The sequence below is a fragment of the Pedobacter nutrimenti genome, from assembly GCF_003208655.1.
GTDB classification, from domain to species: Bacteria; Bacteroidota; Bacteroidia; order Sphingobacteriales; family Sphingobacteriaceae; genus Pedobacter; species Pedobacter nutrimenti.
This window is the reverse complement of the sequence record NZ_QKLU01000003.1, coordinates 73,840-88,875: the sequence shown is the minus strand read 5'-3', so window position 1 is coordinate 88,875 and position 15,036 is coordinate 73,840. Positions and strand designations below refer to the sequence as shown.

Sequence of the window (15,036 nt, the reverse complement as noted above, 5' to 3'; positions counted from 1 at the left end):
CAGATGAAATTACCAATCAATATAAAACAGGGACTAAGTATTATCCTTGTTATGCTTTTCATAGGTACAATGATGACGGCGTGTAAAAATGGAAAAGCGATTCCATCAGAAAAACCGACAGAAAGCCATGCAGAAAAAGAAGAACCTGCCGAAGGGCTTGAGCTATCTAAGGCACAAATGCAGGCAGTAAGTATACAAATCGGAAACATCGAGCACAAGAACCTCTCTGCTGTTGTAAAAGCAAGTGGCAAATTGGAAGTCCCCCCTCAAAATAAAGCTCAGGTGAATGTCCTTTCAGGTGGAGTGATCTTCAGAATCAATGTAATTGAAGGCCAGAAAGTTAGTAAAGGACAAATTATAGCTATTATAGAAAATCAGGATCTACTCAAAATACAGCAAGATTATCTTTCTGCAAAAAATGGGTTTACCTATGTTGAAGCAGAGTATAACAGACAAAAACAATTAAAAGACGCAGGGGCTGGCACGGGGAAATCATTTCAGCTTTCACAGGCCAATTACAATTCCGAACTATCACGGATAAAAGCCCTAGAGCGCCAGCTCCAACAGCTTGGCATTTCAGCTAAACAAATTGCTACAGGTAATCTGACATCTCAATACCCCATCACTTCACCTATAAAGGGTACTATAGGAACAATTAGCGCTCAAACGGGTTCCTACGCTCAGCCTGGAACGTCACTTATGGATATAGTGGACAACTCCAATATACATGCAGATCTTATCGTATATGAAAAGGATCTATCTAAGATAAGGATTGGGCAAAAGGTAAATTTCCAGTTGACAAACCAAGACAATCAGCTAATCGAAGGTAAAATCTACGGTATTAACAAATCCTTTGAAAATGACAGTAAGGGAGTTGTGGTGCATGCTATTATCAACAAAACAGGGCGGAATTTAATTCCGGGAATGTATGTAACTGGTTTGATTAATGTAGGAACTGAATTATTAACTGTAGTTCCTCTAGATGCCGTAGTAAAGGCAGAGGGAAAAGAATACATTTTTGTTGTAGAAGAAAGCAGCGAAAAAAAACATGAGGCACATTCAGAAAGCGACGAAGAAAAAGAAGCAGAAGAGGCTACACATTTCAAAAAAGTAGAAGTAGTTACGGGTGTTTCAGAGCTTGGCTATATTCAAATAACACCTTTGGAAAAACTACCCGAAAACGTACAGATCGTTACAAAGGGAGCATTTTATCTGCAATCAAAATCAATGGGTTCAGCCGAAGAGGAATAATAGATTGATCAGAGATGGACGAAACGCAACATAAAAACAACCATCGCCGACCAACCGGGGCAAACAAGTCCCCGGTTACTTCCCAAAGAACTATAAAGAAGAAAAAGAAAAGCAATACCCATAAGCCCAAGCCCTGGCTGATGGGTATCTATTGGATTATGGTATTATTGCTACTGGTTGTTATCTATATGAGATTAAGGCATTTTTTTACCGTCCATTGGTAAAGCCGTGTAAAACCAATTGGGGGTGGTATATTCGATCTTTGGCTTGAATGGCCAAGCAAAATCTATAAAAGGCCGATGTGGATACGAATTGTAAGGATAATAGCCATATTCATAATAGGCGGATGAATGATTTTGTGGTCATCTATAAGTTATGGAGATATTATAAATTGTTAATAATTAGCACAAGCATTATATTGTTAATATGATAAATCTGAAAACGAGTGAAAATTGATTATAAAGTTGCCCTGATCGGCAATCCAAATACAGGGAAATCGTCCCTATTTAATGCCATGACAGGCATGAATCAGAAAGTAGGAAATTTTGCGGGGGTTACCGTTGAAAAAAAAACAGGATTCGCAAAATTGCCTGATGACCGGATCGCGCAGGTTACCGACCTTCCGGGAACCTATAGCTTATACCCTAAAAGCAAAGATGAAGCCATAGTCCTGGAGGTATTGGCCGATACGCAGAACAGCGGCCACCCTGATCTCCTGATATTCATTGCAGATGCTTCAAATTTAAAGCGAAACCTACTGTTGTACACCCAGGTTGCAGATCTAAAGATTCCGGTAATCATTGCGCTTAACATGATGGATATGGCAGATCGTGAAGGTATAAGTATAAACGTTGATGCGCTTTCCAAAAAACTCGGCGTGAGGGTTATTCCGATATCAGCAAGAAAAGGAAAAGGAATTATTGAGTTAAAACAAGCTATTGTAGAAGCGACACATATACCATTACAAGCAGATACCATTGACCTGAATGCTTTATATCCCGGTTTAATCACCAGAGTTAAGCATGATTTTATTGTAACCAATCCCTATCTAGCATTACAATTAGTTTATCAATACCCATATATCAGATACCTAACAGCTATCGAAATATCAAAACTGAAACAATTAGAAAATGAATATGATATAAATCCCTCGAAAGCACAGGCAAAGGAAACGATTGCCAGATATGAATTTATCAATGACGTTTTATATGATACAGTTCAACGAGATAGCAAACCTTCCCAGGAAAACTACAGCAATCGAATAGATAAAGTTTTGACTCATAAAATTGGGGGTTTCTTGATTTTTATACTGATCTTATTTCTGATTTTTCAGGCTATTTTTACCTGGGCCAGGATCCCTATGGATCTGATTTCCATTTCTTTTATTTATCTGACAGATCTTTTAAGTGAACATTTACCCCCAGGGCCATTAACACAACTGGTCACAAATGGCTTATTACCCGGTTTAAGCGGCGTACTGGTGTTCATACCCCAAATCGCTATCCTTTTTATTTTCATTTCGATATTGGAAGACACCGGTTACATGGCAAGAGTAACCTTCATGATGGATAAAATCATGCGCAAGGTTGGACTGAACGGTAAATCAGTTATTCCGATTATCGGTGGTCTGGCCTGCGCTGTTCCATCGATCATGAGCACCCGTAGTATTGAGAATTGGAAAGATCGCATCATTACCATACTGGTAACCCCCTTGATCACTTGCTCGGCGAGGTTACCCGTATATACTTTACTGATTTCTTTGATCGTGCCGCAACGCATGATATGGGGTTTTATCAGTTTGCAGGGTATTGCATTGATGATGATGTACTTCTTGGGTTTCTTTTCAGCATTTATAGTGGCCTGGGTGATGAAAAAAATTATTAAATCCGAACGAAAGGGTTATTTTATTATGGAACTTCCGGTTTACCAGTGGCCAAGATGGAAAAATGTCGGATTAACGATGTTACAGAAAGTAAAGGCCTTTGCTTTCCAAGCAGGAAAGGTGATCATTGCAGTTTCCATTATTCTCTGGGTAATGGCTAATTATGCTCCCCCAGGCCGGTTTGCGGCAATAGAACGTTATTATCAAACCCAACAGTCCACTAAAAAAGTCACTACGGGGGAAATTGATCGCCTTGTCGCTTCCGCTAAATTAGAAGCTTCCTATGCAGGTATACTTGGTAAGACCATTGAACCTATCATCAGACCATTGGGGTATGACTGGAAAATCGGTATCGCTTTGATTACCTCTTTTGCTGCAAGGGAGGTTTTTGTCGGTACAATGGCGACTATTTACAGCGCAGATGGTGATTCGAATCACCAGGAGGCTATCCTACAAAAAATAAAGGAAGCCAAAAACCCTGATAGCGGACTTCCTGTTTTCACTACCGCCGTTGGTTTTTCACTTTTGATATTTTACGCATTTGCTATGCAGTGTATGAGTACTATGGTGGTTGTTTATAAGGAAACTAACGCTCTAAAATGGCCAGTAATTCAATTTGTATACATGACAAGTTTGGCTTATCTTTTGAGCTTTGGTGTTTACCACCTTCTCAAATGATTTTACTTCGGGTGTTTCCGAATTTGGTAATATTATATTTAAAATTACGTCTTTGGAAAAACTATTCGGAAACGTACATATATACAAAGGGGAATCTATTTACAATCAAAATCTATGGGTTCCGCCCAAGAAAAATAATACCATGTTTAGAACATTTTAAATATCATAACTATGACAGAACCTAATAAAGAAAAAACGCTACTAGACCCTGAAACCAAAACCGGCTATTCAGAAACAGAAGGAATCTTACCAATTGAACAATCATCTGTGGTAAAACCAGATGAAAATAGCTGGAAGGCTCATTGGGATTTGCTGCTTTCCTTTTTTATCCTAACAATTGTATTGGTTCTGGAATATGGTTTTAAGATGGAACTGTCAAGACCAGTAGCGTTAACCATAAATAGCATAGCGTATCTATTGGCAGGCCGGGGAGTACTTGCATTGGCATTCCGAAAATCAATACGTGGTGACATATTCAATGAATTTGTTTTAATGAGCGTGGCCACTATTGGTGCATTCTGTATAGGCGAGTTTGAAGAGGGCGTAGCCGTTATGCTATTCTATCAGATAGGAGAATGGTTTCAAAGTGCAGCAGTTAACAGGGCAAAAAGAAGCATTAAGGCGTTGTTAGATATCAGACCGGATGAAGTAACCGTAATCAGAAATGATAAACCGGAGGTTTTAAATCCTTCTTTGGTAGACATCGGAGAAACCATAATGGTCAAACCAGGAGAAAAAGTAGCGTTAGATGGAGAACTGATTTCAGAAAATGCCTCATTCAACACAGCAGCACTTACAGGCGAAAGCAAGCCGGACACGAAGTATAAAGGTGAACCGGTCTTAGCGGGAATGATTAATCTAAATACCGTATCAGAAGTAAAAGTAACAGCAGCTTTTAAAGACAGCAAGCTAAGCCGTATTCTAGAAATGGTACAGGATGCAACTGCCCGCAAATCGCAAACGCAATTGTTTATTTCAAGGTTTGCAAAAGTTTACACCCCTATTGTCTTCTTTTTAGCCTTGGCACTTGTAGTAGTTCCCTATTTCATTGTAGACACCTACCATTTCTATACATGGTTTTACAGAGCCTTGGTGTTCTTGGTAATAAGTTGCCCTTGTGCATTGGTAGTATCTATTCCGCTAGGCTATTTTGGAGGAATAGGGTTAGCTTCACGTAACGGTATTTTATTTAAGGGTAGCAATTTCCTGGATGTTATGACCAGGGTAAATACCATTGTTATGGATAAAACCGGCACACTGACCAAAGGCGTTTTCAAGGTACAGCAAGTGGTACCGGAAGGAATGGAGGCCAATGAACTGATAAGGCTTACATCGGCATTAGAGCGTAACTCAACCCATCCCGTGGGAAAGGCCATAACAGATTATGCTGGCGAAACAGCAGATGACACAAAGGCTACAAACGTTGAAGAAATTGCAGGGCATGGTTTAAAAGGCACGATTGATAACAAAGGAATATTAGCTGGCAATTTAAAATTGCTAAAAAAATATTCAATAGACTATCCGCGGGAAATTGAACAGATAGTAGATACTATCGTAGTCGTCGCAATTAGCAATCGTTATGCAGGATATATAACCATTGCCGATGAAATTAAGGAGGATGCTGCATCAGCAATCAAAGCAATGCACGAACTAAATATTGAAACGGTTATGCTATCGGGGGACAAGCAATCTGTTGTCGATCATGTCGCTAGGCAAATTGGCCTTGATGAGGTTTATGGTGATTTACTTCCCGAAGGAAAAGTAGAAAAAGTACAATGGCTAAAAGACCAGGGAAGACATATCGCATTTGTGGGGGACGGCGTTAATGACGCACCTGTTATAGCCCTGGCAGATGCCGGTATTGCAATGGGAGGTTTAGGAAGTGATGCGACAATTGAAACAGCAGATATAGTAATCCAGAACGACCAGCCTTCAAAAATCGTTTCAGCAATTAAGGTTGGGAAAATTACCAGGAATATCGTTTGGCAGAATATTTCTTTGGCTATGGGCGTAAAAATAGTTGTACTCATCCTGGGTGCCGGGGGAATAGCTAATTTATGGGAAGCTGTAATAGCAGATGTTGGAGTCGCACTACTCGCTATTTTGAACGCCGTCAGAATTCAACGGATAAAACTATAGCTAACAATATTCTTTAACTCTAAAAAATATCGTTATGAACAACCTTTTGCTATTAATCTTGGATAACTCGAAAGTTAAAAAGCTGGGCAAACCAGTATCCTAATCAGTGTAAGCGGTATGTATTTTACCATTCTTAAATTGAAATTTGCGAAACAAAGCAATGCTCATATTTTTAGCATTTCCAAAATTTTGAGCAAATAAAAACTGTACTTTTATATTTCACAAACTTAGAATGGCGACTGGTTAATCCCCATTCTAAGTTTGTGAAATGATTTTATTGTTATTATCTGGTTCGATTTCTATAATTACCTGATTCATTCCCTGCTTCGGCTGGCTTGACCGCTTGTTGTATATCCCTAACTGCGGTTTTTACATATTCTTCATTAAAGAGACCTGCCATTTTTAGGATAGTTTCTGGAATGTTAGTATTTAATATCTTAACTCAACCCTTAAGTTCTTTGAATATTTTTTTGCTATTGAGTTCGCTATGATCTCCCCACCTTTAGGATGTCCTAATGCAGCTGGCAACGGTACGCTAAACGTTTGTAAAATCCATGAATAATCATTCGGTTTACCAAAAACAATACCTTTTTCCATGTCTTTAAGTACCTTCTTTTGAACTTTCTCTAAATCTTTTTTGATCAGATACTCTGTCAGCAGATCATCGAAGCTCATTGGGATGGAGAAAGTTTCTAAGTATTTATCCTTAGCATATTACTTGTCTGGCAATGTTTTACAATAAGTTTCAGCCTGTCTTATCAGTTCACCCCCTTGGCTGTGGTCCCCATATGAAAGGTTGAACCACCACGCCCATCATTTTTTACTATCCCCGCTTTTTTGCCATCAATATACAGATTGGCATTAAAAAGTGTTGTTTCTTCACTAAGTGCATCAAAATACTTAATGTTCTTTAATTCAATTTTCATAGTTCTTTCAATAATTGGTTAGTACTTTTATTCGCAGTTTTTAAATCGGTCCCTAAAATTTTGGGCATAATAAAACACCCTAGTCTATAGGAACCAGGGTGTTTTTCATTAGTTGGGACTAGGTGCTTACAAAGAGATCGTAATAAAAATTAAAACTCCCTTTTGGTTTGTAGGGACGGATACCACTCCGTATCGCGACCGTTTTTTCAAAACAGCTGAGTGAGAATGCTTCGATAGGAATTATTAATTCATTTTTATTATAGTAAACAGCTATTTGTTCTCCATTGACTTTGAAAGCAGCATCTTTCCCCTTCATCCAAAGAGCTACTTTACAATCTGTTACCCCACCTGTAATTCCAGCATCAAAAAGAGTATAGACTTTAGCATTGACAAAATGGTCTTTTAGGAAATTGATCTGTGCGTCAGACGCAACTAGTCCTAAAGCGGCAAAGGCAATGTTATCGGAAACTCGTAACCAATCTGGTCTATGTTGACAAAAGCAAAGAATATCAGCAGCAAAGTGGCTTAAAAATAGGTTTCTTATCTGTGCCGGAAACCCATTATTAACTAGCTAGACCCCGGACGATGCTGGAACAAGGTGCATATCTTTGGACCAGCATTCTTTTACTATGGTGTAACCATGGTCATCTTTTTCGGCCTATATTGGTTCTTCGTCACTTTTGGTGAAGAATAAACACTCAGTATTAAAATAACTATTCTGATTCGCCAAGAGGCTGCTTAAAAACTAACCTGCTAGGTCCGATGACATTCAAATTTATAGTTTTCACCAAAAGTGATGAAGAACCCCTATATTGGTCACTAGATTTTGCTTGAAAGTGGCCACTCGGCTCATCTTAAGCGGTTTTAAGCTTCTGAAAAGCAGGACTAGATTCTCATCGATCATTTCGCCTAGAGAAACCGAAATGGAGATGTTCTAATAGCCTTAAAATCAAAAATTATATTTCTTATTCTGGTGTGTTTTTTTTTTAATGGGCTGATTTGCTGTAAATCGTGTCCTGGAAGATCGTTTTTCTTGCAAAACCATCTTCTGTGGTGGATTGACAGATCAAATGCAGGAAAGATAGATTGGAAAATGAAGAGAAGGAATCTGGGAAGATTGGATATATTTGGCTCAGTCGTTACGATTCCATCAAGACCGGATGGTAAAAAGCGGGGTGCACAGTTTGGAATGAAATCTGGTGCACACTTTTAGCTTCTTCCCCACTTTTGGTCTGCGATCCGTTTACACGGGAACTGCTGTCTCAGCAGTTCCTTTTCAATCAATCTCTTACTGATTTCAAAGATATGAAGGGGGGAAGAACCACTTTTAGCGAAATCCCCACATTAAAGGACAAAAATCATCATTTCTAGCTTACAAAAGCAATATAATCACTTTTTTTAAAAATCAAAATTTAGTTCCGTAACGTACCTGTAACGGTTTTATTCAGGAAAGATGAATAATTACAGTTTAATGTCTACACAGTACCATAACTATAAAACACTCAGTAGTCTCTTTGCCGTGGTTTTAAACACATGACAGTTTCCACATTCATAAAAATAGAGCAACTGCCAATTTTTCATAGGAGCACTCAGGACATTTGATTACGGATTCCAATATTGCTCTTTAGTTGACATGAGCTTTTAAATTTAGGACTTTATAGCATGTTTCGTTTTCTACAATGGAGACCATTTTTGCTAGTTTTTCAATTTTTTCACAAATTATCTGACATCTAATTTTACACTTCTTAACCTTAAAGAGTTCAGAATAACAGATACTGAACTAAAGCTCATAGCTAAGGCTGCAATCATCGGGGAAAGTAAAATACCAAAAACCGGATACAATAGACCCGCTGCTACCGGAATGCCCAATACATTATAGCCAAGTGCAAAAAACAGGTTTCCTTTTATGTTAGCCATTACCTTGTGGCTTAACAATCGGGCTTTTGCAATCCCATTCAAATCTCCCTTTAGAAGGGTAATAGCAGCACTTTCAATAGCAACATCGGTTCCTGTACCCATCGCAATCCCAATATCGGCCTGAGACAACGCAGGGGCATCATTAATCCCATCGCCTGCCATAGCGACCTTTTTACCTTCAGCCTGTAGTTTTTTTATTTCATTCAACTTATCCTCTGGGAGCATTTGTGCTTTAAATCCATCTAAATTCAATGTTCCGCTAACTACTCTGGCTGTATCTTCATTATCCCCTGTGAACATAATTACCTTTAAGCCTTCCTGTTGAAGCTTATGAATAGCTTCTTTGCTCGACTCTTTTATTTTATCTGAGATAACTACAAATCCCACAGCTTTATCTCCGACAGCTAAATAGGAAACTGTTTTACCTTGTTTTTGAGCAGATTTGACTTGCTCATCCAGTGCAGGATCTTTTTTAGCTTTAACATGCTCCATTAATTTCTGATTACCTAAAGCTAATTTCTCCTCTTTAAACTTACCGATTACCCCTTTACCAGTTACTGCTTCAAAACCTGATATCGGTTGAACTTTCACCTTATTTTCTTGCCCATAACGTAATGTTGCTTGTGCCAAAGGATGTTCACTGCTACTATTTAGTGCCACTATTTTTTCAAGGATATCCTTTTCAGTAAAATCAGGATTTACGCTAACGACCTTTTCAACCGAAGGTTTTCCTTCTGTAACGGTTCCTGTTTTATCAATGATGACAACATCAATGGCATTCATTTTTTCGAAGGATTCTGCATTTTTGATAAGCACACCAGACTGTGCACCTTTTCCTACACCTACCATTACCGACATAGGCGTAGCAAGACCAAGCGCACATGGGCAAGCAATGATCAATACCGCAATAGCATTAACGAATGCATAAACATAAGATGGTTCAGGCCCATAGATTGCCCATACCACAAATGTGGCTATTGCAATTAACACCACTACAGGAACAAAATATCCTGAAATCTTATCAGCCATCTTTTGAATGGGAGCTTTCGATCTGCTTGCCGAGTTTACCATTTCGATGATCTGGGACAGCAAAGTTTCCGAACCCACTTTTTCGGCAAGCATTACAAAAGTTTTATTACCGTTAATTGTACCTGAACTTACGTTGTCTCCGATTTTTTTCTCAACCGGGACAGGTTCACCAGATATCATGGATTCATCAATTATAGCTTCTCCTGTTTTGATACTACCATCAACAGGTATTTTTTCACCGGGTTTCACCCTTAATAAATCTCCCTTTTGGATATCGTCAATTGAAACTGATATTTCTTTATCTCCCACAACCTTTGTCACCGTATTTGGTGCTAATTTCAATAGTTCTTTAATGGCACTATTGGTTTTACCGTGCGCTCGTGCTTCCAAAAGCTGACCAAGCAATACTAAGGTCAATATCACGGTTGCCGCTTCAAAATAAACATAGACTGTATCGTGGTGGGTTTTAAACTGATCTGGAAAAACGCCAGGAAAAAGCAGGGCGACAAGGCTAAAAAGCCAAGCCACCCCCGCACCAATTCCTATCAACGTAAACATATTTAATTTCCAAGTGATCACCGATTGCCATGCACGCTGAAAGAACATCCATGTCGCATAAAAAACCACCGGAATAGAAAATGCAAACTGAACCCAGTTCCAATATTTCAGTTCTATTAACTTGAAAATCGGATTACCTGGTATCATTTCCGACATCGCAATCAAAAAGATGGGTACAGTAAAAATGGTTGCAATCTTAAACTTGCGCAAAAGCGTTTCATAGGTTTTGTCTTCCTCTTCCAAATTAACCCCTAACGGCACCAAATCCATCCCGCATATTGGGCATGAACCTGGTTGATCCCTAATAATTTCAGAATGCATAGGACAGGTAAATTGTGTAGCTTGTTTTAAAATAGGCTGCTTCACCAAATCCATTCCACAAACCGGACAATTCCCTGGTTTATCATAAGTTTTATCGCCTTCACAATGCATGGGACAATAGTACACCCCTCCAGTTTCTGCCTTGTTTACCTTTACAGGAGTTGTGCTATGATGGCGATGTACGGCTGATCCGTGATTTGTATGATCAGTTTTCTTGTGTATCTGATCAACTTTTGTATCCTTTCCATGAACATTCATTTCAATCCTATAATCTCCCACCGCAGCTATTGCCTTCTGCAATTTATCAGTTGAAATATGTTTTTCCATAGTAATGGTTGCTTCAGTGGGTTCTAAAGTGACCTTAGCCGAAATCCCATCGATTCCATTCAATGCATTCTCAACTTTAGTTCGGCAGCCTTGACAGCTCATTCCGGTTATTTTATAGGTATGCGTCATGATGTGATGAATAATTAGTTAATAATTCAATGTTAGTCCGCCACCGTAGCCCATGTCGCTATCATAGTGGGTAGAAAGGCCAAAATATTTAGTAATGATGTATCTAAATCCTGCCATATACTCCTTGTCTGTATTGACCATAAATTGAAATCGCAGTCTTTTGGAAATTGGAACATCTTCTCTCATTAGTTGAAATCTGACATTTCCTTTGTTATCAACTGAAGCATCTGCAACAATCAGCATTGGCAAGGTATACTGTACCCCTAAATGAAATACCTGCCTAAAGTTTTTGGTATTGCCTTGTCCGAAAAGATTATTCCCAGGTGCAGTAGACTGTCCAAAGATATTCTTGTCCATTGGGTCAACTGTTCGTTTGCGGAAATCCCAACCAACATACGGGAAGAGCCATTGGTTCCTTCCGAGGTATCTACCAAAATGACTTTCGCTTTCGTATCCGTGGTGAGCCTTAAATCCAATCCTCCATTCTGTAGTGAAACGATAACGGGTATTAGCCAGCATAATTTCACCATCGCTACCATTGCTTTCAATTCCAACTCTCGCCATGGGATGAAATTCCCGATCATCGCTGAACAGTTTTCGCTGTGCTAATTTAGGATTAGGAATTTCTGGATTAGGTGGGGAGTTCTCATAACTGAATACCCTGCCCATCCCACTCATCATGTGGTACAGGATATGACAATGGAAAAACCAATCACCTCCGGATTCTGTAGCTGCAAATTCAAGCGTATCCCTTTCCATTGGCATAATATCGATGATGTTCTTCATGGGTGCATATTCACCCTGTCCGTTAACGACCCTAAAATCATGACCATGCAGGTGCATAGGATGACGCATCATACTGTTGTTAAACAAAATAATCCTTACGTTTTCTCCCTTTTTGATCAGGATTTTATCACTTTCAGAAACCGTTTTGTTATCTAAAGTCCACACATAGCGGTTCATATTTCCGGTAAGATCAAACTTCAGTTCTTTCCATGGTCCTTTAGGTAAGGTTGTTTTCTTTGGATCGCGAAGCATATTATAGTTCAATGTTATGATGTCGGGGCTTTCCGCTATCATATTCATGCCTGCCATACTTTTATCATTAGGCATTTCCATATCTGGCGTCTTCGCTTTTTTATTTTCTTTTTTCAGGCTCTCTTCACCTGTTACTTCGGGATACATTACCGTGTTCATGTCCATGACCTGGTTCTGCATTTTCATCCCCTCCATTTCGATCATGTTACCGCTCATATCCATCATATCGTTCATCATCTTCATCCCTGCAAAATATTTCAGTTTAGGCAATTTCTGAGCGGGAACTTTTTCCCCTTTGCCCAACCAAAGTGACGCCGAATTAGTGCGATCTTCAGGTGTTACCAAAAATTCATAACTCTTATTTTCCGGAATGGTCACCACCACATCATAAGTTTCGGATACCGCTATAATTAATCTGTCAACTTCTACGGGTTCCACATCGTTTCCATCGGTTGCAACCACAATTATTTTACCTCCTGCGTAAGTCAGCCAAAAATAATCAGATGCCCCGCCGTTAGCGATACGAAGTCTTACTTTATCACCAGCCTTAAACTGAGTATGCAGATCCTGGTTCTTGCCATTAATCAGAAATCGATCATAGTACACATCACTAACATCCATGGCATTCATACGTTTCCATTCATTGGTTACTTTGGTTTTGAAATGACCGGATCTGATTGCCTCTGCATAACTTTGGGTCGTTCCTTTTTTAATTGCAAACCAATCATTGGCGTTTTTCAGGCTTCGGTGTACCTCTTCAGGTTTCATATCCGTCCATTCACTTAGCACAACCGGAATGGTTGGAATGTCCCATTCTTTTCTTTTGTTCATAATGAAAGCACCGTACATACCAATCTGTTCCTGGAGTTCGCTATGACTATGGTACCAGTGTGTACCATGCTGAACGATGGGGAATTTATATATGTATGTAGAATGTGGTTTGATGGGCATTTGAGTTAGGAAAGGAACCCCATCCATTTTGTTTGGTAAAAACAGGCCATGCCAGTGTAGGGATGTCTCTTCATTCAGCTTGTTATGTACATATATCAATGCCGTATCACCTTGTGTAAAAGTTAGTGTTGGCATCGGTATCTGTCCATTTACAGCAATTGCTCGTTTTGTTTTCTTCCCGTAGGTAACGGTTGTATCAGCAATGTAAAGATCATAACGAACAGTACGAGGTGGGACTTTACTTGCGATCGTTTTAATTGGCCCTAAATTTACCTTTGCCTTTTTAATGTTTTCTAATGTGGTACTGTTATCCCCCATGTCCATACCCCCCATGTCTTCCTCTTTGTCATTCTTTTTGGGCGTATCTTTCATCGGCATTTCCATTTGGTCATGCTTAGGTGTGGTAGTCTTAATTTTTTCCGGCACCAGTTTCATTCCGCACTTAGGGCAATTACCAGGATTTGAAGCATGTATTTCGGGGTGCATCGGACAAGTATAAGGTACCGCTTTTGATGGTTCGTTACTTCCTTGTTTTTGAATTGGCATCTTCATATTACCCATATCTGATGCCTTTGCAGGTTGTTGCTTCTTAGCTGGGGCAGACGCTTTTGGTTTAGCAGCTTTTGTTTTTTGAACCACGAGCTTCATACCACATTTCGGACAGTTTCCAGGCTTATTAGATTGTATTTCCGGGTGCATAGGACAGGTATAAATAGTCTGTACCTGTTTATCAGTTCCGTTGTTAGGCATTTTCATTCTCTTGGCATCCTGAGCAGAAGCTATAGAATAAAAGATCAATAAAAAGGCCATTAATATGTTTTTCATTTCCTTGGTGATTAAGGGTTAGTTAAAGATTCTTTTTTAAAACTATCCTTTGAGGTTTGAACCCAATTGATAATTAGCGATTTCTCCGCTTCGCTCAAAATCGCATTTCTATGGATCAGGGTGTAAGAAGACAAGGGCATACTGCCATCTTTTAAACTGTTCTCTATGGAGCGTAATTTACTCTGCTGTCTTCTTGGAGTGTAGGCGCCGAATTCATTAAAATTTAATTCTTCCTTACCAGATTGTATATGGTAATTCATAAACCAGTGCATGGGCTGTATGTAGGTATACCAGGGATAATCTGTATTGTTACTATGGCAGTCGTAACAGGCTTTTTTCAAGATTCCCCGTACATCACCTGGCATGGCAACCATTTTGGAAATATCATTTGGCATACCCTGCCCGCTTTTGTTGCGGGCAGGGTGTATAAACTGGATCATTATAAGGATTACCAATAACCCAAGAAGAATTTTCTTTATGCCGCTCATGGCTATTATTGTAATTCCTCTTTAACAGTACCACATGTCGGCATAGACTGTCCCAGATAAGGATTGCTGATGTCTTTGGACTCACTAATCCAATTTGCACCTTTGTTCTCATTGTACATTGGGCAATGGTCAACATACAGCTTCTGCCCCGCACCAAATCCCTTAACCAGATCATAGATATCCTGACTTAGCGTTTCAAAATGTTCACGCTGATGCTTGATGTTGCCGACATTTGCACCAATATGCTCTGCATGTTCCTTTGCATCGGTAGCTATATCCTCATATAGTTTAGCCTTCTCTGCGGTCAGAGAAGATTTATCAAAGCCTGCCAACGCAGCTTCCAACGCTTTACCAGACGATGCCGCATCTTTGTCGTTATCTTTAGCAAGTGCATTCTTTAACTGTAAATAAGCACGAATAATGTTGTGGATCGGTGAGTTCTGTTGTGATTTTGAAGCAGTGTCTACAGTGGTTGCTGATATACTGTCAGTAGTTTCCTTCTTCTTGGTTTCATTGTTACAGGCAGCTAAAAAAAGGATGGACGCAGCCATACTCAATATGATGTTTTTCATGATGT

Annotated in this window: 9 protein-coding genes; 3 read left to right on the top strand and 6 right to left on the bottom strand. The window is 39.4% G+C overall.

Features of this window, described 5'->3' with window-relative positions; all coding sequences use genetic code 11:
• Positions 1–3 precede the first annotated feature (3 nt).
• The 3 genes from B0O44_RS08575 to B0O44_RS08565 all read left to right on the top strand — a co-directional run bounded on the left by B0O44_RS08575 (position 4) and on the right by B0O44_RS08565 (position 5,950).
• Positions 4–1,251: an efflux RND transporter periplasmic adaptor subunit gene (locus B0O44_RS08575; RefSeq protein WP_245943624.1), complete on the top strand. Its 1,248-nt coding sequence runs from the start codon at positions 4–6 to the stop codon at positions 1,249–1,251.
• Between the two features lie 445 nt (positions 1,252–1,696).
• On the top strand, positions 1,697–3,811 hold the full coding sequence (feoB, locus tag B0O44_RS08570; protein WP_110829317.1) for a ferrous iron transport protein B: 2,115 nt from the start codon (positions 1,697–1,699) through the stop codon (positions 3,809–3,811).
• A gap of 171 nt (positions 3,812–3,982) precedes the next feature.
• A complete protein-coding gene (locus tag B0O44_RS08565) occupies positions 3,983–5,950 on the top strand; it encodes a heavy metal translocating P-type ATPase (RefSeq protein ID WP_110829315.1) in 1,968 nt (655 codons plus the stop codon).
• Between the two features lie 429 nt (positions 5,951–6,379).
• Here the strand turns inward: B0O44_RS08565 and B0O44_RS08560 are convergent, their stop codons facing one another.
• The 6 genes from B0O44_RS08560 to B0O44_RS08530 form a co-directional block, all read right to left on the bottom strand.
• The gene (locus B0O44_RS08560; protein WP_110829313.1) at positions 6,380–6,625 is read right to left on the bottom strand and encodes a hypothetical protein; all 246 of its coding nucleotides are present in this window, start codon (positions 6,623–6,625) and stop codon (positions 6,380–6,382) included.
• An 83-nt stretch (positions 6,626–6,708) separates the two neighbouring features.
• Positions 6,709–6,876, bottom strand: a complete 168-nt coding sequence (locus B0O44_RS24950) for a hypothetical protein (RefSeq protein WP_170123289.1) — start codon at positions 6,874–6,876, stop codon at positions 6,709–6,711.
• Between the two features lie 1,719 nt (positions 6,877–8,595).
• The gene (locus B0O44_RS08545) at positions 8,596–11,157 is read right to left on the bottom strand and encodes a heavy metal translocating P-type ATPase (RefSeq protein WP_110829308.1); all 2,562 of its coding nucleotides are present in this window, start codon (positions 11,155–11,157) and stop codon (positions 8,596–8,598) included.
• 18 nt (positions 11,158–11,175) lie between these two features.
• Complete coding sequence (locus tag B0O44_RS08540; protein ID WP_110829306.1) at positions 11,176–13,971, bottom strand: multicopper oxidase domain-containing protein; 2,796 nt, start codon at positions 13,969–13,971, stop codon at positions 11,176–11,178.
• An 11-nt stretch (positions 13,972–13,982) separates the two neighbouring features.
• A complete protein-coding gene (locus B0O44_RS08535; protein WP_110829304.1) occupies positions 13,983–14,459 on the bottom strand; it encodes a heme-binding domain-containing protein in 477 nt (158 codons plus the stop codon).
• 5 nt (positions 14,460–14,464) lie between these two features.
• Positions 14,465–15,031, bottom strand: a complete 567-nt coding sequence (locus B0O44_RS08530; RefSeq protein ID WP_110829302.1) for a DUF3347 domain-containing protein — start codon at positions 15,029–15,031, stop codon at positions 14,465–14,467.
• Positions 15,032–15,036 lie beyond the last annotated feature (5 nt).